This window comes from Pseudoalteromonas sp. SCSIO 43095, assembly GCF_023650455.1.
In the GTDB taxonomy this organism is placed as follows: Bacteria; Pseudomonadota; Gammaproteobacteria; order Enterobacterales; family Alteromonadaceae; genus Pseudoalteromonas; species Pseudoalteromonas tetraodonis.
On sequence record NZ_CP087995.1, the window covers coordinates 765,079 to 790,413 of the forward strand.

The 25,335-nt window shown below is 39.3% G+C and carries 19 protein-coding genes, 1 other RNA gene, 2 pseudogenes and 1 other annotated feature; of the genes and pseudogenes, 17 read left to right on the forward strand and 5 right to left on the reverse strand.

Annotated elements, in window-relative coordinates; genetic code table 11:
- Positions 1-297 precede the first annotated feature (297 nt).
- Positions 298-1,176: a flagellar protein MotY gene (locus LOC50_RS03635; RefSeq protein ID WP_138627690.1), complete on the reverse strand. Its 879-nt coding sequence runs from the start codon at positions 1,174-1,176 to the stop codon at positions 298-300.
- Between the two features lie 205 nt (positions 1,177-1,381).
- Between LOC50_RS03635 and rnt the strand changes: the two genes are divergently transcribed.
- Positions 1,382-2,056, forward strand: coding sequence for a ribonuclease T (gene rnt, locus LOC50_RS03640; protein ID WP_069438664.1), 675 nt, complete (start codon positions 1,382-1,384; stop codon positions 2,054-2,056).
- Positions 2,057-2,109: 53 nt separating this feature from the next.
- Here the strand turns inward: rnt and LOC50_RS03645 are convergent, their stop codons facing one another.
- The gene (locus LOC50_RS03645; protein ID WP_250653637.1) at positions 2,110-3,735 is read right to left on the reverse strand and encodes a flagellar assembly protein A; all 1,626 of its coding nucleotides are present in this window, start codon (positions 3,733-3,735) and stop codon (positions 2,110-2,112) included.
- Between the two features lie 249 nt (positions 3,736-3,984).
- On the opposite strand from LOC50_RS03645, the gene ssrA reads away from it, so the two are divergent.
- Positions 3,985-4,341: a transfer-messenger RNA gene (gene ssrA, locus LOC50_RS03650) on the forward strand.
- A 175-nt stretch (positions 4,342-4,516) separates the two neighbouring features.
- A pseudogene (locus tag LOC50_RS03655) lies at positions 4,517-5,221 on the forward strand (phage integrase central domain-containing protein); the annotation flags it as partial.
- A gap of 14 nt (positions 5,222-5,235) precedes the next feature.
- Here the strand turns inward: LOC50_RS03655 and LOC50_RS03660 are convergent.
- Positions 5,236-6,455 (reverse strand): IS3 family transposase gene (locus tag LOC50_RS03660; protein WP_223230517.1). Its coding sequence is split into 2 segments (ribosomal slippage): positions 5,236-6,167 and positions 6,167-6,455, totalling 1,221 coding nucleotides; the frame shifts between segments, so codons are not numbered across the junction.
- Positions 6,061-6,177 (reverse strand) — a sequence feature (AL1L pseudoknot). Its footprint overlaps the gene before it by 117 nt.
- A gap of 45 nt (positions 6,456-6,500) precedes the next feature.
- On the opposite strand from LOC50_RS03660, the pseudogene LOC50_RS03665 reads away from it, so the two are divergent.
- The 10 genes and pseudogenes from LOC50_RS03665 to LOC50_RS03710 form a co-directional block, all read left to right on the forward strand.
- A pseudogene (locus tag LOC50_RS03665) lies at positions 6,501-7,064 on the forward strand (tyrosine-type recombinase/integrase); the annotation flags it as partial.
- Positions 7,065-7,071: 7 nt separating this feature from the next.
- Positions 7,072-7,773, forward strand: coding sequence for a hypothetical protein (locus LOC50_RS03670; protein ID WP_250653638.1), 702 nt, complete (start codon positions 7,072-7,074; stop codon positions 7,771-7,773).
- A 123-nt stretch (positions 7,774-7,896) separates the two neighbouring features.
- Complete coding sequence (locus LOC50_RS03675) at positions 7,897-8,160, forward strand: helix-turn-helix transcriptional regulator (protein ID WP_004588382.1); 264 nt, start codon at positions 7,897-7,899, stop codon at positions 8,158-8,160.
- Positions 8,157-8,471 (forward strand): hypothetical protein, encoded by a 315-nt coding sequence (locus LOC50_RS03680; protein ID WP_250653639.1) that lies wholly within the window; start codon positions 8,157-8,159, stop codon positions 8,469-8,471. The genes LOC50_RS03675 and LOC50_RS03680 overlap by 4 nt, the downstream gene beginning before the upstream one ends.
- Positions 8,472-8,751: 280 nt before the next feature.
- Complete coding sequence (locus tag LOC50_RS03685) at positions 8,752-9,327, forward strand: YagK/YfjJ domain-containing protein (protein WP_250653640.1); 576 nt, start codon at positions 8,752-8,754, stop codon at positions 9,325-9,327.
- 314 nt (positions 9,328-9,641) lie between these two features.
- Positions 9,642-10,457, forward strand: coding sequence for a hypothetical protein (locus LOC50_RS03690; protein WP_250653641.1), 816 nt, complete (start codon positions 9,642-9,644; stop codon positions 10,455-10,457).
- A gap of 84 nt (positions 10,458-10,541) precedes the next feature.
- Complete coding sequence (locus tag LOC50_RS03695) at positions 10,542-11,297, forward strand: FRG domain-containing protein (protein WP_250653642.1); 756 nt, start codon at positions 10,542-10,544, stop codon at positions 11,295-11,297.
- A gap of 268 nt (positions 11,298-11,565) precedes the next feature.
- Complete coding sequence (locus LOC50_RS03700; RefSeq protein WP_250653643.1) at positions 11,566-12,834, forward strand: AAA family ATPase; 1,269 nt, start codon at positions 11,566-11,568, stop codon at positions 12,832-12,834.
- A gap of 5 nt (positions 12,835-12,839) precedes the next feature.
- Positions 12,840-13,259 carry a hypothetical protein gene (locus LOC50_RS03705; protein ID WP_250653644.1) on the forward strand — a complete coding sequence of 140 codons (420 nt, stop codon included), beginning with the start codon at positions 12,840-12,842 and terminating at the stop codon, positions 13,257-13,259.
- A 452-nt stretch (positions 13,260-13,711) separates the two neighbouring features.
- Positions 13,712-14,470 carry a sulfite exporter TauE/SafE family protein gene (locus LOC50_RS03710; protein WP_250653645.1) on the forward strand — a complete coding sequence of 253 codons (759 nt, stop codon included), beginning with the start codon at positions 13,712-13,714 and terminating at the stop codon, positions 14,468-14,470.
- Here LOC50_RS03710 and LOC50_RS03715 read toward each other — a convergent pair.
- Positions 14,463-15,098, reverse strand: coding sequence for an SDR family oxidoreductase (locus LOC50_RS03715; protein ID WP_036981882.1), 636 nt, complete (start codon positions 15,096-15,098; stop codon positions 14,463-14,465). The two genes, LOC50_RS03710 and LOC50_RS03715, sit on opposite strands and share 8 nt — an antisense overlap.
- Before the next feature lie 290 nt (positions 15,099-15,388).
- Positions 15,389-17,398, reverse strand: coding sequence for a bifunctional tRNA (5-methylaminomethyl-2-thiouridine)(34)-methyltransferase MnmC2/FAD-dependent 5-carboxymethylaminomethyl-2-thiouridine(34) oxidoreductase MnmC1 (mnmC, locus tag LOC50_RS03720; RefSeq protein WP_250653646.1), 2,010 nt, complete (start codon positions 17,396-17,398; stop codon positions 15,389-15,391).
- Positions 17,399-17,577: 179 nt separating this feature from the next.
- On the opposite strand from mnmC, the gene fabB reads away from it, so the two are divergent.
- The 4 genes from fabB to LOC50_RS03740 all read left to right on the forward strand — a co-directional run bounded on the left by fabB (position 17,578) and on the right by LOC50_RS03740 (position 25,269).
- The gene (gene fabB / locus LOC50_RS03725; RefSeq protein WP_036981886.1) at positions 17,578-18,789 is read left to right on the forward strand and encodes a beta-ketoacyl-ACP synthase I; all 1,212 of its coding nucleotides are present in this window, start codon (positions 17,578-17,580) and stop codon (positions 18,787-18,789) included.
- Positions 18,790-18,897: 108 nt separating this feature from the next.
- Positions 18,898-20,019 carry a 4-phosphoerythronate dehydrogenase gene (locus tag LOC50_RS03730; RefSeq protein WP_250653647.1) on the forward strand — a complete coding sequence of 374 codons (1,122 nt, stop codon included), beginning with the start codon at positions 18,898-18,900 and terminating at the stop codon, positions 20,017-20,019.
- 45 nt (positions 20,020-20,064) lie between these two features.
- Entirely contained in the window at positions 20,065-21,081 is a 1,017-nt protein-coding gene (locus tag LOC50_RS03735; protein WP_013465468.1) for an aspartate-semialdehyde dehydrogenase, read from the forward strand.
- A 351-nt stretch (positions 21,082-21,432) separates the two neighbouring features.
- A complete protein-coding gene (locus tag LOC50_RS03740; protein ID WP_250653648.1) occupies positions 21,433-25,269 on the forward strand; it encodes a FimV/HubP family polar landmark protein in 3,837 nt (1,278 codons plus the stop codon).
- The last annotated feature ends 66 nt before the right edge of the window (positions 25,270-25,335 follow it).

The window sequence follows — 25,335 nt, forward strand, 5'->3', positions numbered from 1 at the left end:
GATCCTGATCAAACGTGAGAGACACGCAAGATATAACTAGTTGTGTAAAACTTAAATAGTTTTGTCATAAAAGAGACAAAATAAAATGTAATCTTCTATTTACAACTGTACTAAAAAAGCCAAAATCATCAAAAAAAGGAAATTTAACTTATTAATATAAATGAAAAAATAAAAAGCTAAATGTTAATAATTAAAAGGGAGGCTGTTTGCTATGTATAAAATAGGCATCACAAAAATGGTATGTATTGACCGAAAGCGTTATCCATTACACCGTCGGTCGAAAAGGAATACGACAATTTACATTTTAGCGATTTGAATCACTAAGCGGCGGTTTTTATCACGGCCTAAAATATTGTCATTAGTATCTACAAAGCGTTTTTCACCAAAGCCTTCAGTAACCACTTTAGCTTCATCAACGCCTAAGCCAACCATGTAATCTTTAATCTCCTTAGCACGCTTTCTTGATAAATCGAGGTTATTCCAACGACCGCCATAACTATCGGTGTACGATGCAATACTAATTGATTCTACACTGGGATCGTTTTTTAAATACTCAGCAATTTTATCAAGGCGCTGCTGCGATGATTTGGTTAATTTACTGCTATTCGATTCGTAGTTCATTATAGTGAACGAAATATCTTCAAAATTGTATGGCAGCAATTCGTCTCGGCATTGTAAAAAGGCCCAATAAGCTTGTTTAAAGTTGATATTAGAGATTCCCACGGCAATTTTGTCGGCACTATTTTGCCAGTCTTGATAGTAAAAGGTAGGTTGGTTCCCTTTTTCAAGTTCAGTTAGCATTTCCCACGCTGTTTTATTACCTAGTTCACCATCAAACTTTTTAAGTAATTTCATATCAGCAATATCACGGGCAGGGCGACCTGCTCGCCAACTAGGTGGCACCGCTTTTAAACCGGCAATCGCGTAATTTTCTGGGCGTACCACCATGTCTAAATTAAAGGTAAGATCTTTGTTTTTACTTGCAGATGCTTTAAAAACAGCTTCACCATAGTAGGGAACTTCATGATTTAATTGGCATTGTAAGCGAGTTGTTTTAACCAAGTTCCAGTTTGAATTATCTTGGTTAGCCGTGTACTGGCGCATTGCCGCAGTTGTATTCAAACTATACAGCACACTACTAATGCCTAGGCTAATAAATAACAACTTACACTTCATCGAGAATTCTCCAGTTATCTAGCTCTGCCAAAAAAGTGACAAAAACCGTAAAATATTACGCAACAGCAAATAATTCAGCGCAAACGTTAATTACCTAGCAAGTAACATGCCTATAGTTTAACTGCAATTAATCAATAAATCCCCTAGCCGACAGGGGCTCAATTTTGACATAATAGACAGCTAATCCCTATAAACCAAGAATACTATGGCAAATACTGAGCAAACACTTTTCGCACAACGCTTTCGTGGCTTTTTTCCTGTGGTTATTGATGTTGAAACCGCCGGTTTTAACAAAGAAACCGACGCACTACTAGAAATTGCAGCATCCGTTTTAAAAATGGATGACGAAGGACTGCTTAGTATCGATCATACCGTTCATTTTCATGTGCAACCGTTTGAGGGCGCAAACATTGAACAAGCCGCCATTGAGTTTAATGGTATTGAACCTTTTTCAGCACTTCGAGGGGCTGTCCCTGAAGAAGAGGCGATTAAAGAAATTTGTAAAGTAGTGCGCAAAGCGCAAAAAGCCGCAGGGTGTCAGCGCTCTGTGGTGGTTGCTCATAATGCCGCTTTTGACCATGGCTTTTTAAATGCCGCTATTGAGCGTAATAACATCAAGCGCACACCATTTCATCCGTTTGTTAGTTTTGATACCACATCACTTGCAGGCTTAGCATTAGGGCAAACAGTATTGGCTAAAGCGTGCCGCGCGGCAGGAATAGAGTTTGATAACAAACAAGCACACTCTGCGTTATACGATACAGAACGCACCGCTGAATTATATTGTTTAATTGTCAATCGTTGGCAGCAACTAGGTGGTTGGCCACTTGCTATAGATGAAACACAACAAAACTTAGACGAAGCAAGTAACCAAGATTAAGTTCACAATAGTGAATACTTACTTTTGGGTTGAGCCAGTCTTAATAAGCGTTATTAAAAAGATTGCGTTATTTTACCTTCACTGTGAGTGATTAAATGTGGTGGATAATTACGCGAAAAGCTAATTGATTCTCGTGCAATTTTAAGCTCCACCCCGGGGTGCATAAGCTCATTAACTTTTAAACGACTGAGCGCTAAAAGCTGCGCCATTTTCTTTCTTAGCAACTGCTTTTCCTGACTGATACTGGCGCTTCGGTTTGCTATGTGTTCTTCATTCGATGTTATTTTATTCAAGAACTGCTGACGCTGTGCGCTTGCAACTTGTTTATTAATTCGCTGGCGCGCTTGCTGTAGTTCAATTGACTTACTGATTAAAACTTTTTCAAAGTCAGTGATTTGCGCTTGTTTTTGTTTTAGCACATACCACCGCTGTGCAATGCAAACACGGGTTTTAGTTCCTGCTGGTGCGCCCAATTCACCTGTTTCAATGCGCATTGCGTCTAGAATATGGCCACCAATAATTTTCCCTTTAGGAGCTTTTGCGCTGCCAACCCTAATTAAATTTCCAGCACTCAAGTCACAATGTAATGACTGGCGTTCTATTAATAAGTTTTGCTCCGTTTTTATGTCACAGTATTGAGAGTAACCAAGTGCAACAGTTCGTTTAGCAAAAATAGAACATGTGAATGGCTCATCGGCTTCTCGTTTTCTGCCAATTGCTCCCTTTACTATTGTGATAGCGCTATTACTTTTTAACTGCGCCGATTCAACAAAACCTAAAACAGTAATATCGCCGGTAGCAGTCACGCGCATGCCATCTTTTATATCACCACTGACTATAATACTGCCATCAAATTCAACATGGCCAGTACTGGGATCAATATTATGAAAACATAAAACATCATCAACACGCATACCACGGGGAAGGGCAACCGGTACACCAGTACAGTCGGCAATTAGTAAGTTGGGGTTATCGGGCGCAATTTTAGTACCGTCAAAAGGTTGTAATTTATGCTCTTTGCCAGGGATTGCAGTTAGCACATCTCCAAACACAGTAAACCCATCAACCCCCGATGTTGCTGGAATGCGCCGCATTAATTCACAACCAGGTTTTACAGTAATAATATCACCTAGGTTTCTCATATCGACTTTACCACCGCCTTTAGCTTGTGGGCTAAGTACGCGGTCTTGCGCTGTGCAGCAAAGACGCACAAATTTGGCATCGTTACCCACTTTAGGTGCACGACCAAAAGCGACTTCAGCGCAATGCGTGCTTCCTGAGAGTTGTTCAAACTGTTGCGCCAATAACTGTTCTAATGCATGAGAGCTAATACCCTTTACAATCCCTGCCTGAGCTAACACGTCAATTGCTTGTTCCATGTTAAGTAATTTACCGCCCTTGGCAGTAATAAGAGTAGCTTCAACAAGCATATTTTTTTCATCAATGTTAATGGTTAGCTTTGCATCAATGGCTTGAGCAATTACTAAAGAGGGGGCTTCTTCGGCGTTATTTTGAGCAAACAGCTTACCAATATTGCTAGCAATAACCTCACACTCGCAATATTCTGACTGTCCAATTAATTCAATAAGCTGTGTTGCTGTTGAGGCTAAACCTGAAACATGAGGGTGTGAAACTAAAGAGATATACCCCGTTTGCTCATCAAAAGAAAAAACCGACATTTATAAATCCTCTAGGTAATATGTCTGTTATTATTTTTTATAATTTATTAGACCAAGGTCTAGCCTTGCATTTGAGCATAAAGCACCATTATTGTTAAGTAATTGTTTCTTAATTGTTCAATATTTTACATTTACATGTGTGTTTGATGCATGATTAACCAATTGATAAAATAAAACGCCTAAGGTGTTGAGTATTCGTAGGTTACTCGGTTATACTGCTTGCACACTCTGAATGAGTAACCTTATTCAGGGGCTGATTAGGATTCGACGGAATTCAAGAAGCCCGAGGTGCATGTCGAGGTGCGGTTTGCCTCGTAAAAAAGCCGCAATTTAAAGTAATCGCAAACGACGATAACTACTCTCTAGCAGCTTAGGCTGGCTAGCGCTCCTTCCATGTATTCTTGTGGACTGGATTTTGGAGTGTCACCCTAACACCTGATCGCGACGGAAACCCTGGCCGGGGTTGAAGCGTTAAAACTAAGCGGCCTCGCCTTTATCTACCGTGTTTGTCCGGGATTTAAAGGTTAATTAAATGACAATACTAAACATGTAGTACCGACGGTCGAGGCTTTTCGGACGGGGGTTCAAATCCCCCCAGCTCCACCAAACCAAAAAATAAGACGCCTTTTAGGCGTCTTTTTTTTTCCTTAAATTCCATGTATAGCTCACTTTCCTGCTGGTTTAGGTTCCAATTAGAGTTTTTAATGAACAGTGACATCCAGATTCTAAAGTAGTACATTTGGTAGTACTACTTCAGTTAAAGTAAATCGGGTACTACTTTATGGCAAAAACAAAACCACTAACCAATACGGAAGTTAAGCAAGCCAAGGGAAAAGAGAAGGTATATAAATTATCTGATGGCGACGGCTTGCAACTTAGAGTTAAGCCTAACGGCAATAAATCTTGGTTGTTAGACTATTACAAACCTTACACAAAAAAGCGGACCAGTATTGGTTTAGGGGGTTACCCAGCTATATCTTTAGCGGATGCCCGTAAATTAAAATCAAAATTTAGAGAGTTACTGGCTAAAGACATCGACCCCAAAGAATACAAAGAAGATCATAACCGCATACAGTTAGAGGCCGTATCAAACACCTTCAAGCATGTTGCTACTAATTGGTTTGAAATAAAGAAAACACAAGTCAGCGAAAATTATGGAATTGATTTATGGCGCTCGTTAGAAAACCACCTATTTCCAGAGTTAGGAAAGTTACCTATAAGCAAAATAACTGCACCAAAAGTTATTGATGTAATTAAGCCTATAGCCGCTAAAGGGGTTTTGGAAACGGTCAAGCGATTATGCCAGAGGTTAAATGAAATTATGACCTATGCTGTCAATACAGGGTTAATACATGCTAATCCTTTATCTGGTTTAAAATCTGCATTTCAAAAGCCAGTAAAAGAAAACATGCCTACTATCCCACCAGAAGAACTCCCTGAGCTGATGAAGGATCTTAGTTATGAATCGCCCCGAGTTCATCGGAGACCAGTTTGTTTAAGTCAGGCCACTTTACCTGACTCGTTTAAATTATCATAGTAGTCTGTTTCATATTGAGCTGGTGAAATATACCCAATTGAAGATAATAAGCGTTGATTATTAAACCAATTGACCCACTCTAACGTTGCGTATTCAACAGCATCAACATTCTTCCACGGGCCATTTCTGCGAATAATCTCTGTTTTAAATAATCCATTTATTGTTTCAGCCAATGCATTGTCATAAGAGTCACCCACACTGCCTACAGACGCTTGAATTCCAGCTTCAGCAAGTCGCTCAGTGTATCGTATAGACAAATATTGGCTGCCTCTGTCGCTGTGGTGAATTAACCCTTCGGGGTTGCCACGATGCCAAATAGCTTGCTCTAACGCATCAAGAATAAGCTCTGTGTGCATTGTCGTTGATACACGCCAACCTACAATGTATCGTGAAAAAACATCTATCACGAAAGCGACATAAACAAACCCACTCCATGTGGCAACATAGGTGATGTCAGCTACCCAAAGTTGATTTGGCTGCTCAGCAGTAAATTGACGATTAACTAAATCAAGTGGCTTATCTTGTTGCTCGTCAGGTATCGTTGTCTTATGTGCTTTACCCCGACGAACACCTTGAATTCCCATAACTCGCATCAATCGTTCGACTGTACAGCGGGCGACTTGATGGTCGTCAAGCTGTAGCTGCTTCCATATTTTTCTTGCACCATAAACTGACATATTATCCTCCCACACTTCGCGAATGAGTATTATCAGCTCAGCATCACGCTTTTTGCGGTTAGACAGTCGCTCAGGCTCTCTTTGTATCTGTTTATGAGAATAATACGTTGATGGTGCAATCGGCAATTCCTTGCAAATTGACTCGACACCGTAATGCTCTCTGCAAGCATCAATAAAATCCACTATTACTTCTGTTTGCGGTCGAGCTCCGCTTGGGCGAAAAAAGCGGCAGCTTGCCTCAGGATATCATTCGTTCGCTTGAGCTCTTTATTCTCGCGCTCTAAGACGGCAAGGCGTTCTTCAGTTGATTGCGTATTAGAAGAGGGTTTAGACGGTTGAGCTTGAGATTTCTTGACCCATGCTCTAAGTGTTTCTGGGGTACATCCCAGTTTATCTGAAATCGATACGAGCGCAGCCCAAAGAGAAGGGTATTCATGCTGTTGTGTGGTAACAAGCCTAATTGCACGTTCACGAAATTCTGATGTATAGCGATTTGATTTTTTCATAGTTCCAGTTTCTCAAGTTATTGAGTCTCTGGCAAACACGGGGCGATTCATTATGCAAGTATTAAGGTTGTTACTCGTTTCTTAATTGAGTGGCAGTTACATACGATGCTAAGGCCCAGTGAGGCTGCAGGAACAGAATGGTCTGAAATCGATTTTGCAAATAAGCTCTGGGAGATCCCTGCTGGACGAATGAAGTCGGAGCGACGACATACTGTTCCACTAACGGATCAGGCAATAGATATACTAGATAGACTAAAGCCTATTAGTGGTCATCGTGTACATGTATTTCCAGGAGATAGAAACCCTCGAACTCACCTTAATGCGCAAACAGCTAACATGGCTTTAAAGCGCATGGGGTATGAAAATCGATTAGTTGCTCACGGCATGCGAGCTATAGCCAGTACAGCACTGAATCAACATGGCTTTGAAGGTGATGTAGTTGAAGCTGCACTAGCACATGTTGATAAAGACGAGGTAAGGCGAGCATACAACCGAACTGATTATCTAGAGCGCAGACGAGTAATGATGAGCTGGTGGTCTGAATATATTGAACTAGCTAAGCAAGGCAAAGTAGGAAGCTCTAATACCACCCTAAAAATAGTTGGTTGAGGTTATTATGGATAATAAAGAAATGAATATGGAAAGTGATTTTAAAAATGACTTTTTTACCAAAGAGCAGCTACAGTCGTTAATTAATATACCGATTCATGACGTTATGAATGATCTTAATACTTATATTTATTATGAAGGCATAGTAAGTGAAATTCCATTTGATGATGGCTACATTAAAACTTATGTGGCCGGGTTTATTAAACAAAAAAAGAAGCTTGTTGACGGTGACTCAATGAAAAATATTTATCATTACACATATGAATGTGGTGAATATTGTTCACGCCCAGATTTAAGCTATGCGACTGACTTAATGACGCAGTCCTGTGCTCAAGATGAAAAGAGAACTATTTATTTTAATTACATAGAGTTCATTGAATGTTGTGATCGATTAGGAGTTCCTCTAATAACTAAAGAAAAACCAAAAAGTACCTTTGAGCAGACTCTAAATAAGAAGACTGAACAATACGAAGATATGACTAATATTCCAGCAACTTACCCACCAGAATTGCAATTAATACTAGATGCATACAAATACTTTTATGTTGATAAATTAGAAAGAGAGGACCCGCCGAATTATATAGTTAAAGAGTGGTTATTAGCAGAAAGTAAAATACGAGGTATAACACATGCGACTCGGGGTGTAACGTACCATCATATGAGTAAGGTAAAAATAAAAGCAATTGCGTCAATTATCAAGCCAATTTAGTTATTCAAGATTAGGGTGACTCGAGTTACCCTAATTTTTTTTTGACTCACTCACTAGCCTAACCCAGAATTCATTCGTTTTAATGTGCCTGAACCATTTCATAACGTACTAAGGCAATTAAAAATGAACATTAAAAGTTTTTCTAAAATTATCCGCAGACCTGAAGTTTTAAATAAAACTGGCTGGTCAAAATCGACACTCTATAACCGCATTAATGAAGGTCTATTTCCTACGCCCATAAGCTTGGGAGTAAGAGCTGTTGGCTTTGTGGAAAGCGAATGTGACAAAGTAGTCCAAGCGATGATTGCAGGTTACACAGAGCAACAATTAAAAGCATTAGTACAAAGTATTATTAGTAATCGTGGCATAAAGGAGTTGCAGTTATGATCCGTAGAAATAAATGCTTAGAGCTAGGCTTGCCAGAGCCAAGCGATTGCCAAAAAGAGTCGAATTATGTGTTGAGTGTAATAAGCCAAGGGCTAACAATAAATACTAACATGGCTCGTTATATTGGAATTGATGACCTGAAAGATGTGGTATATGCACTTAAACGAAAAGGCTACTTATTTACCGTAGAAGATAAAGAGGCCGAGTGCCCTTCAACGGGGCGGTTAACAGCATTTCCGGTATTGGTTTTGTCGATGACAAAAGAGCAGCAAGCATTGTATAAAAACGAGGAAAGCCGCAAAGAAAGTTAATTTCAATGCGACTTATAAATGGTGTGCTGGTGGCGCAATGTGGAAGTTAAACCACCAGCACTTTTAAGCATAACGCTAATTACCTGCCTAAACAATGTTAGTGCTCGCTTACTTTGGGTGCTATGTATGGATTTAAAAAACGCTTATTGGTCGCTAATTATAGGTTTTTAACCCCATAAATTATTAGCAAAACGCTGGTGCTATAAATTCACACTTATTGATTAGCGTTAGTAGTGACTAACATGCTACTAGGTAATTAATAATATCTCTTGAGTGTTGTATGTCTTATAAGGTTAAGGTTAGGGCTATTGAGGTAAATAATCAGGTATTTTGGGTTAACGGTCAGCATAGTGGTATTTACTTAACTATGGCTAAGAGGATGATAAACCAAGTTGATACGATATTAGAGCACCATAGCAAAGTACACCTAATTCGCTTTGATCTTCGCCTTTACGAGTACTCGCCGAATAACCAAGTGATCACTAAATTTAATCGAATTCTATTTAAATGGCTCAAACGCTCTTATCAATTAAAGCGCATAGGCTTCATTTGGTGCCGTGAAATTGAAACCGCTAAGCAACAACATTACCACTACGTTTTGATGCTCGATGGTCATAAAGTACGTCATCCGCACGATATTTTGATTAAGGTAAAAGCTATCTGGGAGTACCAGCTACAAGGTTCACAATATACCCCAAAGCACTGCTACTACAACATTATGCGAGGTGATTTCGATTCACTCCAAGAGGCTATATGGCGTATTTCTTATTTGGCTAAAGTAAGAAGTAAAAGCAACAAACCACCACAGACAAAAAACTATGGGACGAGCCGTATTAAGAGTAAGTTAGTTTCATAATAGAGTAGTAAATATGCTAAGAAAAAAAGGAACAACGCGGAACAATTCGGAACAAATGTGGAAAGTTAAGTCACTGATATTGTTTGCTTATTTTTTATTTTTTGGAACGCATACAGCACATTTTAACGATTTGCTCTTTAAGTCAAGGTATTGTAGTTTTTCTATAAGTTGTGAGGCGCATAAGTACATACCCACAATATTATTGAACATTATTAAAATTCGAAATTATCCTCAATAATATTATTAACCGACGTTTTGGTATGTTATAAATTACAGCATGGGGTAGAGTAAACTGTTAGGTCAATAGGGACGTTATGAGTAGTATTCTTGATATACGACTAATTGAGGTTGGTTATTTTTTATCGAGGTATGGAGTCAAAGAGCCGCCCTCAATTCTTGAAGCTTCTTCATGGAAAGAAGCATACTCGAAATTCTATGCTACTTTTGGTAGTGATAAAACTGAAGTTGAATTTAAGAATAGTTTAAAAAACATTCGAGATCATTTTGATAGCCATCTAGATAATAAACGCACAGGTTGGATGAGTGAAGATAGTCATCCACAAAAACTTTCTGCTGCTAATCAAGAAGTATTTGACCGCCTCCAAAGATTGACTGATACAGAAATCTGGAATCGTATAAGACCTTTAGCAATTAAATCATATGATTCCAAAATAGAAAAAAAGAAGATAAATAAAGTTAAAGAGTCTGGATCTAGATATTTTTCTTCAGAATTTAGCGGTAAGAAAATAATAAAGTCTAAAGCTCCTATTGAATCAAATGTTATGCATGGGTATGTTGTCGACCAGTTAAAACAATTTGTTGAAAAAAACTTTAAATATTCGGCTGTTTTTAATACTCAAAAAATTGACCTGGCAATTGAATTTAATGGCAGAATTACATCAATTTTTGAAGTTAAAACATCAGTCGATACACAATCAATCTATACAGCAGTTGGTCAACTATTCATGCATGGTATCGGTATACCTGACATTAATAGAATAGTCGTGTTACCAGAGCCCTTAGAAAATGAGGCAACAATAAATTGTTTATGTGAATTAGGGGTTCAAATTATTTTGTTTTCGATAGACAATCAATTGTGTAAATTTAAACAGATAAAGGTTATTGAGTAAGATTTATAGCTGTTAACATATTGTTTTTCTGCAATTTAGCTAATGATTGTTCACACCAAAGGCATCATAAGCCATGGAGGTTAAATGAAAAATTATAGTCTTGACTCGATTGAAAAAGTTTTTAATTTCGCTACTCAGTTTGTTCCTCATAATCATATGGTTTTCAGAGGAGTAATCAACTCTGAATATGAACTCATTCCATCTGTGGGTCGTCTCCCAGAGCTTGAGAGCTTAGATGAAGAATTAGATAGAGAAAAGGCATTACTGAAGCAGTTCAAAATGAAAAGTTCGCTTCGAGTGCAGTGCTTACCATCAAACGATTGGGAGTGGTTGAGCTTAGCTCAACACTATGGTTTACCAACGCGCCTTCTCGATTGGAGTGTAAATCCCTTAGTTGCACTTTACTTTGCAACAGCGCACTCACCGGAGGAGTTATATGGCTCTTCAGTTCTTAGTAATTGTGCGGTTTACGGTTTGATTAGCCATATACATATCGATTCTAGTTATCACACTAATCCGTTTGCTTTGACCGAAACGTTAGAGTTCTATGGACCTAGTATATCTGAGCGTGTAGTTAATCAAACTGGTTTGTTCACAGTTCACCATAAACCTAGAAATGCCTTTGATACAAGTGAACTTCACAAGTTTGTAATTCCGGGCGAGCTTAAATCACAAATCCAAATAAAACTAAGCTTATTAGGTATCAATGAATCAACCATTTACCCAGGACTTGATGGTATTGCAAAGTCATTGAAAACTGACTTCTATAATCAAACAACTCGACCTTTAGATTTGAAAAAAGCGCCGGGATACATGAAGTCGCAATTAAATGGCTTATAAGTGATTAAGCTATTTCTGTTGGTAATAGTGCCACTCTAATTAAATTTTACAGTTGTTGTAGCTCTAAGGATAGACTTCCAAGTAACACCATGAGGGAGTTTTTTCTTTATTCATAAAAAAACAGCCTAACTTAAAAATAATGATTGTAGCTAATAACTTTTATTATTAGTTGGGGCTAATAATAAATAGTTTTATAATGTAATGTATTATAAAGAGAATATACTTTGTTAATAGTTTTAAGGGGTCAATCAGAAAATGGGATTTTCATATGAGTGAATGTTTAACAATTAAAAATTTCTTAGTAATAAAAGATGCTGAAGTCGAATTAAAAAAAATAAACGTGGTTATTGGGCCTCAAGCCAATGGTAAAAGCTTAATTGCTAAGCTAATTTCTTTTTTTAATAGCCTATCACATGAGTTTATTGAAGGAGTTAGAACAGGTGATACTAAGCGAGCCTTGGACAGGAGTATAATCTTAAAATTTGAAGCTCGATTTCCAAGGTATTCTTGGGAGGGTACTAGTTTTACTATTACTTATAAAGTTGACTCTTTAGAATTTTCAATTACTGGTAAAAAGAATCAAAAAAATAAAACATTAATATCACTCGAATATTCGAGTGATTTAGCTAATAAGTTTAAAAGTAAAAAAATCGCATTTAAGAAAAAACTACAAGAAGAAAAAGAACTTCGAAAAAAAAATCCTAGTATTAGACATGTTGAAAGGCAAATATTGCGAGAGCATATAAATGAGCCTTTGAAAGAGTTGTACCCTTGCTTTTTCTCTGACTCTTTCTTCATACCAGCGTCTAGGTCTTTTTTTGCAAATCTACAAAAAAATATTTTTACATTCTTAGCCAGTAACTTAGATATTGACCCTTATCTGAAAGAGTTTGGTCAAATGTATGAAAACTCTAAATTCTGGTACAAGGATGAAATGTTTGTTCGCCATCATAAAAATTTATTAAATGAGTTGTACAAACTGATTGAATTAATAGTTCAAGGTGAATATGAGTATCATGACGAGCAAGATTGGTTAATATCTAAAGGAAGAAAGATAAACCTAGCTAACGCCTCATCTGGACAGCAAGAGTCATTGCCTATGTTACTTGTTCTAGCTGTTTGGCCTATTCTTTCTGGGCAAGATAATGGTTTATGCTTTATAGAAGAGCCTGAAGCTCACCTATTTCCTACTTCGCAAGGTCATATTATTTCGATACTTTCGTTATTACATGAATCTCTAGATACAAAATTCTTTATAACTACGCATAGTCCATATATTTTATCTGCGCTAAACAACTTTATTTTAGCTGGAGATACTCTTGATAAAGAAGCAATAACCGTAGATGAATTTAAAAAGATCAACGGTACTGGATCTCCGATTAAATTTGAGGATGTATCTGCTTATACTATTATTGAGGGAAAAACTGAGAACATTGCTGATGAAAGCTATCGTATGATAGGTGGAGATATACTAGATAATATATCTGAGCACTTCGAAGAGGTTATGAACAAGCTATTATCTTGTAGTAAGGATTAATATCAATGGATTATGATTTATGTAGTACAGAAACAACAGATTCTAAGGTTGTCGTTCAAGAGAATAGAAGCCGATTTGAAGTTAATAATCGCAGGCGTGAAAGTTTAAAAAAAGTTCAGGTTGATGGGTGTCTCATAAATGACCACAGAGAAAAATGTGATTGGATCATCGAAGTTAATAACCTTAATAAGCGTGCATTATTCATAGAGCTTAAGGGGTGTGACGTTGATAAAGCTATTTCACAATTAAAATCAACACTTGTGCATACTAGGAATAAATACAAGGATTACAGTAAAGAGTGTTTCGCTGTAACTACTCGTATACCAAAGCATGGTGCATCAACTCGAAAAAAATGTATAGATTTTCATAAAGAGACTAAAGCTACTTTAAGCATAAAAAATCTGAATACATCTATCGTTGCTTAAATTATCTAAATCGTACTTAGGTTCATGCAGCTAAAATATGTATTTGAGTTTTAATGCAAGTAGTACCGTAGGTAGTACTTCATGTGTCTTATTTTATTTTTTTTATTTTTATTCAAGTGATTAGGTTGTTGGTTAAGATGACCCCAGCCCACCAATAACGGTTTTTAAATTCGTTTGTTTAAAAACCCTAAAAAACCCGCAACTTGAGCAATCAAGTCGCGGGTTTTTTTATGGCTAAAATGATTGAATTTATTGTGCTTTGGTTTATCTTGCGAACCCCGAACCCCGAACCCCGAACCCCGAACCCCGAACCCCGAACCCCGAACCCCGAACCCCGAACCCCGAACCCCGAACCCCGAACCCCGAACCCCGAACCCCATACCACTAAAAGACTAGTCGCTTACTTACCTATTTTTTGTATTATGAGCCAATGATTAACTGCGAGCTTTGATATGGATATTTTTACAGCTGAACACATTTCCCCTTTAATTTCGCTTTTACTCATTTTACTGGCGGGGTTTACTTCGTTTGTATCGGCGGCTTTTGGTGCGGGCGGCGGGTTAATGCTGTTGGTGGTCATGGCGTCGGTTATGCCGATGGCGGTGGTGGTGCCTGTTCATGGTTTAGTGCAGTTAGGCTCTAATGCCAATCGATTATTGTTAAGTATTGCTCATCTTGATAAGCCTATGTTGTTGTATTTTACTCTGGGTGGGTTAATTGGTGCCGGGTTATCAAGCCAAGTAGTGAGCGATATTAACCTTGATAGCATGAAGCTGTTTGTGGCTTTATTTGTGATTTATTTACTGTGGGGAACAATCCCTGAATTTAATAAAGACTCACGATTAGGGCGTTTAATAGCGGGTGTAATTACGGCATTTATTTCTACTTTTGTGGGAGCAAGTGGGCCTCTGGTGGCAAGTTATTTACACATTAATCATTACGATAAGCTTAAATTTACCGCGACTTTTTCAAGTATTATGACCTTGCAGCATAGCTTAAAAGCCGTTGTTTATGCGGGGCTAGGTTTTAGCTTTTGGCAATGGTTGCCGTTAACACTGGCGATGATTTTAAGCGGAGCCATTGGCACCTGGTTAGGCATTCGTTTACTTAAGCGGCTCTCGGTGGCGCGTTTTAGGGTTATTTTTAAAGTGATTTTAACTCTGCTTGCCATGCAGCTTGCATGGCAAGGGGTGAGTGTAATGCTTACTTAGTAGCGGCTTTTATTGGTTTATCGCCATCAAATAACTCAAAAATACGATTGCTATTAAATGAGTTTGTAGCAACGTGAAGCAATGCGTTGGCTACATTTTCGCGGCTAATTTTAGCCTTTGACTGATCGCTAGGGCGCTCTGTTGTTACTTCCAAAGAGGCACTTTCGTCAGTTAATGTTCCTGGGCGGACAATTGTGTAATTGAGTCCACTGTGAATTAAATGCTCATCAGCCATATGTTTTGCTACAAGATAAGGCTTTAAGTCACTATCTATCGCATCAGGATCGTCTGCACCAATAGAGCTGACCATAATAAAGTGTTTTACACCGTGCTCTTTAGAATAAGTTGCTGCTTTTGTCGCTGCCCACAAATCAATAAGTACGGTTTTATCTGTGCCTGTACTTCCACCTGAACCTGCTGCAAAGATAACTTGGTCGCAGCCATTAACGGCATTTGAAAAGTCACCTTCTAAATCCTGTTCAACAATACTTAAAAATGGGCTATCTAAATCACGCAGTTTGCTTTTGTCTCTTACAAGTGCAACAACATTTTGCTCATTTTCTAAAAGTAGTTTGGTAGCCATTTTACCAATTTGACCACTTGCGCCAATAATTAAAGTCTTACTCATAATTAATTCCTTCTCAATATGGTGTAAAGATTGTTCGTACAAACAGACCTTGGGGTAGGAAATTATTTTTAAAGAGTAAATGGGATTTAAACGAGCTTATTTAAAAAAACATATTAGTGAAAAGTTATTACTTAACTGAGTATTAAAATTAGCTATTTTTTAAGGCGTTTTTTAGAACTTTTTACTCGATCATTATACTTACTTCGGTTACAAAGCTACGGTGGTATAAGCCAATACGTACACTGCGTTCTTGGTAATTACAGTAAATAGCTTTGTAGGTATTATTACCTTTAAATTTTATTGCGAATAAGGTCACGAACAATAAAGCGGCCTGGGTGAATAGCTTGGCTTACGCGTTCGCTTAGTGGGCGAGGTTCATTGTTTAAACTACTAATTAAGTGCTCGGCAGATAGCGGTGCACTGCATAATGCTCGCGCGCCAAAGCCGGTAAAAATATGCAGGCCCTGTTGTGGTTTTTTTAATGCTTGGTATTGATAGCGCTTACCCAAACGTAAATTAGCAAATGCATGTGTATAGTCAGTTTGCTCCATCCATTCACCGGCCATAGGTAAATGGTCAATAAAACTACAGCGAACAGCGGCTTTAGCTGAGCTAATTTTGCCTAAGCTGGTGGCAAATTCAGTGTTGTTATAAAAACTCAGTAATTGTTCACGGTTAGTTTGATTATCTTGCTCGGTCACTTCACGACTTTTACTGTTTTTTTCAAAGGTGGCACCCATACAATGGTGATCTAAGTAAGCGGGGGTGAAATACCCCTTGTGACACAACACGGTTTTTAGCTTACGTGATTGCGTGCTTGCTTGAACATGTGACACCTGTCCGCGTACGCCAACAATAGGGAGCGTTTTAGTTTGCGCAAATGCATCGCTGTGCTCACCGGCGCAAATAATCACATCGCTAAAGGGGCCAAATGTTTGTTTTTGCGTGGTTAAGTACCAGCCATCGGGTTGTTTGTTAAGTTGCTCAATGTGGCAATTAAATAGGCTCTCAAACTCATTTAATTGCTGTGCGGCATCTAACATAGCACAGACTAACTGGGGGGGATTAACCCAGCCGCCTTGTTCAAAAAACACCCCTGAGTAACCTGTTTTAACCCCAGCGATAGCATCACCCTCATCAGCAGTCACATTTCGCATAAGCTGCTCTGGCCACAGCTGTTTATCAGCGAGATTTTGATGACGCTCTGCCAATGGCTGTTTTACTGCATGTTGCAGCACACCACACCACTGGTGATCAAACAAAAAGCCATTGTTGAGTAATTGATTGTAAAGCCGCTTTGCGTATAAAAAACTATGGGCAAATAGTTCACTGTGTGGCGAATTTTTTGCTTGTAAATGTGGATATACCGCCCCTTGTATATTATGTGATGCACCCATAGCCGGTTGTTTATCTTGGCAAAATAAGTGGCTTGGTATACCGCGTTTGGCGAGGCTATAAAGAATACAACTGCTCGCTATACCACCGCCAATAACAGCCACATTAGTAAGGGGAGTGTGGTGATGTTCAAAATAGGCGGGGGCTGATTGTTTTAGATTAGCCTGAGCGAGTGTGCCAATTAGCATCTCACGCTTTCGGCCAAAGCCTTTAGCTTTTTGCATGCTAAAGCCTGCCTCGTTTAGTCCTCTGCGCACAAAGCCCGCAGCGGTAAATGTGGCTAATGTGGCGTTGCTTCTGGAAATATCGACCATGGCATTAAATACACTTTGCTGCCACATATCGGGGTTTTTACTTGGCGCAAAGCCATCTAAAAACCAGGCATCAACCAGCCCACTTTGTGGGTAGCTCATGGCGTTAATACATTCGAGTACATCACCAAAGTAGAGGTCGAGCACGACAAGGCCATTGGCAAATTCAAGGCGATGACAACCGGTTAAATTAATCGGGTAGTGGGAGACGAGTTGGGCGCTTAAATGACTTAAACTAGGCCAAGCTTGCAAGGCTTGTTTTAAATCATTTACGCTAAGTGGATATTTTTCAAAAGAAATAAAATGCAGTCGTTGCACGTTATTAGGCTGTTGACTTTGAACTTGTGGGCATTGCAGGTGGTCATAAAACTGCTGCCATGCATTTAAAAAATTAAGCCCTGTACCAAAACCGGTTTCGGCTATAACAAAGTGCTCACGGTCATGATTTTGTAACCGTGACTCTATATTGTTTTGTTGATAAAACACATAATGAGACTCAGCGAGGCCGTCGTCATTAGAAAAATAAACATCATCAAAGTCATTAGCAACCGGTGTGCCTAAGTCGTTAAAGTGTATATGGGCGTTTTTTATCATGACCAATTCAATTTTATAGATAATTTTTTAATTATTTTACGTGTTTTCTTTGAAATAGTCTGGCGTTATTTATAAGCTTTAGGTTCAGAGTACAAGTGTACGCTAGAAAGCTGACCACTTAGATGATTAAATTCGCGTAAAATAGAACCCAATTAAGTATTAAGCTAAGGGAATTACCCATGAGAAGAGCCGTAATAACAGGCATCGGTGTTGTATCAAGCATCGGCAATAATAAAGAAGAAGTATTAGAGTCACTAAAAGCGGGTAAAAGTGGCATTGCTTTTAATCAAGAATTTGCTGATTACAAATTGCGTAGCAATGTATCAGGTAAAATTGATATTGATGTTAAAGAGCATGTTGATCGTAAAGCAATGCGCTTTATGGGCGATGCGGCGGCTTACTCTTATATTTCAATGGCGCAAGCTATTGAAGATGCGGGTCTTAGCGACGAACAAGTATCAAACGAGCGCACTGGTTTATTAGTGGGTTCTGGCGGCGGTTCATCAAAATGGCAAGTAGAAGCGGCCGATATCCTTCGCGAAAAAGGCGTTAAGCGCGTTGGCCCTTACATGGTGCCACGTACTATGGCGAGCACCACCTCGGCTTGTTTAGCAACGCCGTTTAAAATTAAAGGCGTTAACTATTCAATCAGCTCTGCGTGTGCAACCTCTGCGCATTGTATTGGCCATGCCGTTGAGCAAATTCAACTAGGCAAGCAAGACGTTATTTTTGCAGGTGGGGGTGAAGAACTTCACTGGACGTTAGCAATGGAATTTGACGCTATGGGTGCGCTTTCTACTAAATACAACGACACACCTGAAAAAGCATCACGTACTTATGATGCAAACCGCGATGGTTTTGTAATTTCAGCCGGTGGCGGTATTGTGGTTGTTGAAGAGCTGGAACACGCACTTGCACGTGGCGCGCACATTTACGCTGAAATTACCGGTTACGGCGCAACCTCAGATGGTTACGACATGGTTGCACCATCGGGTGAAGGTGCGGCACGTTGTATGCGCCAAGCTATGCAAAACGTTGACAGCATTGATTACTTGAATACCCATGGTACGTCAACACCCGTAGGCGATGTTAAAGAGCTAGGCGCTATTCAAGAAGTATTTGGTGGTAACTCGCCAATGATCAGCGCAACTAAAGCAATGACAGGCCATGCACTGGGTGCGGCAGGTGTACATGAAGCCATTTTTTCATTGCTAATGCTTGAGCATGGTTTTGTTGCGCCATCTATCAATATTGATGAGTTAGATGAGCAAGCAGCGGGCTTGAACATTGTAACTGAAGCCAAAGACGTTGAACTAAATACGGTTATGTCTAACAGTTTTGGTTTTGGCGGCACCAATGCCACATTAGTGATGAGCAAATACAAAGGTTAAGTTAATCGTTAACTATTTTAAAGCCGAGCAAAATGCTCGGCTTTTTCGTTTGTGCAAATAGGCGGTTGTTCGTTACAATAGGGTCTCATTTTGCCAAACGGATTCACAATGAAAATTCTTGCCGATCAAAATATGCCTTTAGTTGAGCAATTCTTTAAAGATATGGGTGAGGTTGAGCGATTTGATGGCAGGCAATTAACTCCAGAACAACTCATTGATGTTGATGTATTACTGACTCGTTCAGTCACCCAGGTCAATAGTGAATTATTAGCACAGGCTAATAAGCTAAGCTTTGTAGGTACAGCCACTATTGGTGTGGATCATATTGATACCGATTTGCTCAACGCAAAAAATATTGATTTTACCAGTGCACCTGGCTGCAATGCGATTGCGGTTGCTGAGTATGTGATCAGTAGTTTATTTGCATTAAGTCAAGAAAACGCCAGCCCATTAAGCGGGAAAACAATTGGTATTGTGGGTGTGGGTAATATTGGTAGTTGCCTCGCGCACAAGCTAAAAGCACTTAACGTTAATTTACTATTGTGCGACCCAATAAAGCATGAGCAAGGGCTATTAACCGAGCACGTTGAGCTTGATGAGCTATTAGCGCAGTCAGATATAGTCACGTTTCATGTGCCGTTAGTAAAAACAGGTACGCATAAAACACTGCACATGCTTGATAAAAAACGCTTAACTACGCTTAAACCTGGGCTTACTTTAATTAACGCCAGCCGAGGTGATGTGATTGATAATCAAGCATTACTTGAGGTGATGGAAGCCGGCGCTGAGCTCGATTTAGTGTTGGATGTGTGGGAAAACGAACCTAACATTTTAACCGAGTTACTTGAGCATGTTCGCTATGCCAGTGTGCACATTGGCGGACATACTCTTGAGGGTAAAGCTCGGGGCACACAAATGTTGTATCAAAGCTTGTGTGAGCTAAAAGGGGTTAACGCAATAAAATCGCTTGATGATTTTTTACCGCCTCCTGCAATTAAAAAAGTCGCCCTAGGAAATAGTTTTAGCGAAACAGATATAGCTCGTTTAGTGCATTTAGTTTATGACGTACGCCGTGATGATGGCATTTTACTGCGTCACTTGACCGATGAAGGCTTTGACAGTTTACGAAAAAATTATCCAACCCGACGTGAATTTAGCACCGTGGTGGTTGAAGGTGATAGCACCGAGCTTACTGCACTTGCGCAGCTTGGTTTTACTACAGCAAACTAATTTAATTAGCACGGTTGTTTTAATCGTGCTTACAGAGGATGAAATATGTCGCAAAAATATAACGTTGCCGTACTCGGCGCTACAGGCCTTGTAGGTCGTCAAATCATTGAAACTTTGGAAGATCGTAAATTTCCGGTCGATCAGCTGTTTTTATTAGCAAGCAGCCGCAGTGCTGGCGAAGATATAAAGTTTCGTGGTGAGACCATAGAAGTACGTGATGTTGAAGGCTTTGACTTTAGCCAAGCGCATATCGGTTTATTTTCTGCTGGTGGCAGTGTATCTGAAAAATATGCCCCTATTGCCGCAGACGCTGGCTGTATCGTTATTGATAACACATCGCACTTTAGAAATGACTTTGAAGTGCCGCTTATTGTGCCAGAAGTAAATGCATCGAGCTTAGCCGATTTTAGAAATCGCAATATTATTGCCAACCCTAATTGTTCAACCATTCAAATGATGCTTGCGCTTAAGCCTATTTATGATGCATACGGCATTGATCGTATTAACGTTTCAACTTACCAAGCGGTGTCGGGAGCGGGTAAAGAGGCAGTTGATGAACTGGCTAAACAAACTGCAAATTTAATGAATGCACGCCCAATGGAAAACGAAATATTTCCTAAGCAAATTGCGTTTAATGTGATACCGCAAATCGATAGCTTTGAAGATAACGGCTATACGCGCGAAGAAATGAAAATGGTAAACGAAACGCATAAAATTTTAGGCGATACAACCATTGCGGTAAACCCGACTTGTGTTCGCGTCCCTGTATTTTTTGGTCATTCTGAGTCAATTAATATTGAAACGCGTATGCCTTATGATTTTGAGCATGTAAAGCAACTCTTGAGTGATGCGCCAGGTGTTGAGTTAATTGATGATGCTGGCGACTACCCAACGGCTGTATCAGATGCCAGTGGTAATGATACTGTTTATATCGGCCGTTTACGTGCTGATATTTCACACCCACATGGATTAAATATGTGGGTAGTAAGTGATAATACCCGTAAAGGGGCTGCAACCAATAGTGTACAAATAGCAGAAGAACTGATTGCTAATTATATGTAATTAGCCTGAAAATAGTGATGATTTCAATAAACGGCAAACCACAGTGGTTTGCCGTTTTTTTATGCTTTAACCGCCATTTTTTTGCCACTTATTAACTGAGAGAGTGTAAACATCTTGATAAACAACATAAAAACATTTTTATCATGATGTTTAAGGTATTTATTTTCAATGCGTTGCGATGGATATTATGGCTTAACTGGTTTATAGTTTGTAACTGGAATAGAGCTTGCAATAAAAATAGATTGTAATAAAAATGTGCGTTGGCCACGTGGCTAACAACGGCAAGAATAATCAATGTTTAAGCGCCAATTTTAAAGCGCTGCGTTAACATTTAAACATTAAAGGATCAGCATGCGCGGTTTCGTTTCACTTATTATATTAGCGTCTGCACTGATGGTGACGACTGTTTACTCTCAAGACAGTACCCAATTAAGAGGGCCTAAAGGCGCAGATTATGGCGCGCAGAGTCGCTCTATTGGGCCAATAAAACCAACCGATACACTTTGGCGTATTGCCGTTAAAGTTCGCCCAGATAACTCAGTCAGCATTTATCAAGTAATGCAGGCCTTGTATAACAAAAACCCCAACTCATTTTTAGAACAAAACTTAAATCACATGCAAAGTGGTTCGTATTTAAAAATACCTACTTTGGCAGAAATTAGACGAGTAAACCCGCAATTAGCTAAGCAACGTTCTGAGCAAGACGATGAACTGTGGGAAAAAAAGAAAAATGGCACACTCACTCAAGCAGAGATCAATTCAGCACAAACACAAGTAACCCAAGCCCGCAAAGCAGACGTTGATGAAGCCAAAAAAGAATTACAACAAGAATTAAAAGCGATTAAAACAGATCAAGGTAATAAATTAGTTGAGCTTCAGCAGCAGTTTAAAAGTTCGGTTAGTAACGTAGAAGAGATTTTAGTTGAAAACAACAATCTTAAAAAACAGCTGACAGGTATTTCAAACGAGTTAGAAAAAGTTCGTTTACAACTAAGCCAAGATAGTGAAATTCAACAACAGTTAAAAGAATTAATCGTTAAGCAAAACGAGATTATTGCGCAGCAAAAATTAAAAGATGCAGAGCAAGAGAATGAATTTAGCTTTGCTGCATTACTCTCGAATCCTTTGGTACTCATTTTATTAATGACCATTCCAGCGTTGTTGATTATTTTTGCTGTAGTTATGTGGCTGCGTAAGCGTGGTAATAACCAAGAGCCTGAGAGTAACAATGATGAATTTATATCACAAGCGCCTGCTTATACTGACCCTCTAGATGAAATGCCAGAACCCACGCTTGACGAAGCGCCTGCTCCCGATCCACTTGATGATTTAAGTGTGCAGTTAGATGAGAACATGGATGACGTATTACTTGATGAAGTGGAGTTTAATGATGATCTCGATGATGACAGTTTATTAGATCAAGATGAGTTAGAAAGCTTACTTAATGATGATGTTGTTTTTGAAGATGAAAATACTGAGAGCGATGAACTTGATGTTTTCATGCAACAAGATTTTGATAGCCCTGATGAAGATGACACGGGCGATGCAATTAATCTTGACGAATCGGATGATATTTTAAGTGCGGATGATTTAGATAGCCTGCTTGATGAAGAAGATGACGATGCTCTGCCAGATGAACCTAAAGGTGAATCGAATGATGATATGGCTGCACTCAGTGAAGAGCTCGCCGAAGAGGGCGAAGACTTCGACATTGATGATTTACTCGATGAAAATAATGAGCAGGCAACTGACACATCAGCAGACGATGACGAATTTGATATTGACGATTTACTTGATGCAGAGCAACCCGCTACTGCACAGAGTGAAGAAACCGATATTGACAGCTTAGTTGATGAAGATGACGAATTTGATATTGACGATTTACTCGATGTAGAGCAACCCGCTAATGTAGAGAGTAAAGGCGCGGATATTGACAGCTTAGTTGATGAAAATGACGAATTTGATATTGACGATTTACTCGATGCAGAGCAACCCGCTACTGCACAGAGTGAAGAAACCGATATTGACAGCTTAGTTGATGAAGATGACGAATTTGATATTGACGATTTACTCGATGCAGAGCAACCCGCTAATGTAGAGAGTAAAGACGCGGATATTGACAGCTTAGTTGATGAAGATGACGAATTTGATATTGACGATTTACTCGATGCAGAGCAACCCGCTAATGTAGAGAGTAAAGACGCGGATATTGACAGCTTAGTTGATGAAAATGACGAATTTGATATTGACGATTTACTCGATGCAGAGCAATCGGCTACTGAAGCTCAAACTGAAGAGCCAAATATCGACAGCTTAGTTGATGAAGACGATGAAGTTGATATTGATGAATTGCTCGATGCTGAACAACCGTCTAATGAGGCTCAAACTGAAGAGCCAGATATTGACAGCTTAATTGATGAAGACGAAGTAGATATTGGCGATGTACTAGATACAGAGCAACCTGAAAGTGATGTTCATGATTCTGAAATAGATCATGCATTAGCGGACTCAATTGAAGATTTAACTGACGCGCAAGAAGAGTTAAATAGTGAAGATGTAGAATCTATCGCTTCATCTTTTGCTGAGCCTGAGCCTGAAGCAGAGCAAGAAATTGCAGCAGAGCAAGAAATTGCAGCAGAGCCTGAACTTGATGTTGAATCAGAAGATGATTTTACTGATACGTCATCTAATTTACTCGATCTAGAAGACGCGCTTGATGAGTACAACGATGAAAATCTCGATAGCGCTGATGAGCTACTGAGCGAGTTAGAACAAACAAGTGATGATTATGTAGAAGCACCTGATTGGTCAGTTGATGGCTTAGATGAGCAATCTGAATCAGAAACAGAGCCAGAACTTGAAGCAGAGCCAGGGCTTGAAGCCGAACCAGGGCTTGAAGCAGCGCCTGATGTTGGATCAGAAGGTGATTTAACCGATACGTCTTCAACCTTACTCGACCCAGAAGATGCGCCTGACGAATACGATGATGAAAACTTCAAAAGTGTTGATGATCTTTTAAGTGAGCTTGAGGTAACAGGCGATGAGGATGAACAAGTACCTGATTGGTCAATGGATGACTTAGACGATGATCTTGATGAAGAGGAAATTGATTTAGGCGATGATCCGCTTGCTGGCGATATCCAAAGCAACGATTTATCGTCAGAAGACGATGAGCTATATGAGCCTGAAATAATCACCCCAAGTGAAGAACTTGGGGAGTATCCTGAGTTAGAGCTGGATGATGAACTGCCTTTATCTGATGAGGAACAACAATCACTAACCCCAGAAGAGCTACAAGGTGATAATTTAGATGGTGATGCCACAGGCATGTCACCCAGCCAAGCAGAGCAAGATCTTGCTAATGCTCTATCAGCAGGTAACGACCTGGATAGTTTAGAAGATGAGTTTGATGATGAGCTGTTACTTAACAATGAGTTTTCAGAGTTAGATATAGAGCAAGCTTTAGGTAATGATATTTCAGAGTCTGCAGATCTGACTGAACAAGCTGCAGATGAGCAAGTTGTTAGCTCTAATGATGATTTTGACGATGATCAATTTGATGCGTTAACAGAGTCAGCTGAATTTACCGATCAGCAAACAAATGCTGATCGTGAAGCTGATTTAACGCAAACGTCAGTACCGTCAGAATCAGAAATGATTTCAGATGATGAACTAGATGATGAGTTCATGGCTGATTTAACACAAACAGATTTTGATTCATTACTGAATGAGTTGGCTGAACCTGATGATGTTGATTTAAGCGACAGCAGTGAATTCAATGTTGATTTTAATAGCTTACTTAATGAAGATTTAGCTGATGATAAAGCACCATCGTTGCAAGAGCTCATTGAGCAACCTGAGGTTACTGAGCCATTAGATCAAGATGACTTTGTTGATATAGATGCATTACTTGAGCAAAGTGATGATGCGGATATAGATCACGAGCCCTACACCGACGTCGATATGGATGTTGGTTTAGGTGACTACGATTCATTACTTGCTGGTGATAACCCTATGGATGTCGATACTCAAAGTGGTGGTTACTCGGCAAAGCTTGATCTTGCTCACGCATATATAGAGATAGATGATGCTGACTCGGCAGTTAAAATCTTAGATGAGATTATTAATAATGGCCCAGACGATGTGCAAGAAGAAGCACAAAACCTAAAAGCTAAGCTGAAAAACTAACAATAGCTAATCCTGAAAAGGATATCTGAGCTGTAAAACCCGTTATTGGCTAACACTAATAACGGG

What these genes read in the sequence shown, in the direction of transcription:
- LOC50_RS03700 (WP_250653643.1), top strand. Translation starts at nt 11,566, where the DNA reads ATGAGTGAATGTTTAACAATTAAAAATTTCTTAGTAATAAAAGATGCT.
- LOC50_RS03705 (WP_250653644.1), top strand. Translation starts at nt 12,840, where the DNA reads ATGGATTATGATTTATGTAGTACAGAAACAACAGATTCTAAGGTTGTC.
- LOC50_RS03670 (WP_250653638.1), top strand. Translation starts at nt 7,072, where the DNA reads ATGGATAATAAAGAAATGAATATGGAAAGTGATTTTAAAAATGACTTT.
- LOC50_RS03695 (WP_250653642.1), top strand. Translation starts at nt 10,542, where the DNA reads ATGAAAAATTATAGTCTTGACTCGATTGAAAAAGTTTTTAATTTCGCT.
- LOC50_RS03735 (WP_013465468.1), top strand. Translation starts at nt 20,065, where the DNA reads ATGTCGCAAAAATATAACGTTGCCGTACTCGGCGCTACAGGCCTTGTA.
- rnt (WP_069438664.1), top strand. Translation starts at nt 1,382, where the DNA reads ATGGCAAATACTGAGCAAACACTTTTCGCACAACGCTTTCGTGGCTTT.
- fabB (WP_036981886.1), top strand. Translation starts at nt 17,578, where the DNA reads ATGAGAAGAGCCGTAATAACAGGCATCGGTGTTGTATCAAGCATCGGC.
- LOC50_RS03675 (WP_004588382.1), top strand. Translation starts at nt 7,897, where the DNA reads ATGAACATTAAAAGTTTTTCTAAAATTATCCGCAGACCTGAAGTTTTA.
- LOC50_RS03645 (WP_250653637.1), bottom strand. Translation starts at nt 3,735, where the DNA reads ATGTCGGTTTTTTCTTTTGATGAGCAAACGGGGTATATCTCTTTAGTT.
- LOC50_RS03715 (WP_036981882.1), bottom strand. Translation starts at nt 15,098, where the DNA reads ATGAGTAAGACTTTAATTATTGGCGCAAGTGGTCAAATTGGTAAAATG.
- LOC50_RS03685 (WP_250653640.1), top strand. Translation starts at nt 8,752, where the DNA reads ATGTCTTATAAGGTTAAGGTTAGGGCTATTGAGGTAAATAATCAGGTA.
- LOC50_RS03635 (WP_138627690.1), bottom strand. Translation starts at nt 1,176, where the DNA reads ATGAAGTGTAAGTTGTTATTTATTAGCCTAGGCATTAGTAGTGTGCTG.
- LOC50_RS03710 (WP_250653645.1), top strand. Translation starts at nt 13,712, where the DNA reads ATGGATATTTTTACAGCTGAACACATTTCCCCTTTAATTTCGCTTTTA.
- LOC50_RS03730 (WP_250653647.1), top strand. Translation starts at nt 18,898, where the DNA reads ATGAAAATTCTTGCCGATCAAAATATGCCTTTAGTTGAGCAATTCTTT.
- mnmC (WP_250653646.1), bottom strand. Translation starts at nt 17,398, where the DNA reads ATGATAAAAAACGCCCATATACACTTTAACGACTTAGGCACACCGGTT.
- LOC50_RS03740 (WP_250653648.1), top strand. Translation starts at nt 21,433, where the DNA reads ATGCGCGGTTTCGTTTCACTTATTATATTAGCGTCTGCACTGATGGTG.
- LOC50_RS03690 (WP_250653641.1), top strand. Translation starts at nt 9,642, where the DNA reads ATGAGTAGTATTCTTGATATACGACTAATTGAGGTTGGTTATTTTTTA.
- LOC50_RS03680 (WP_250653639.1), top strand. Translation starts at nt 8,157, where the DNA reads ATGATCCGTAGAAATAAATGCTTAGAGCTAGGCTTGCCAGAGCCAAGC.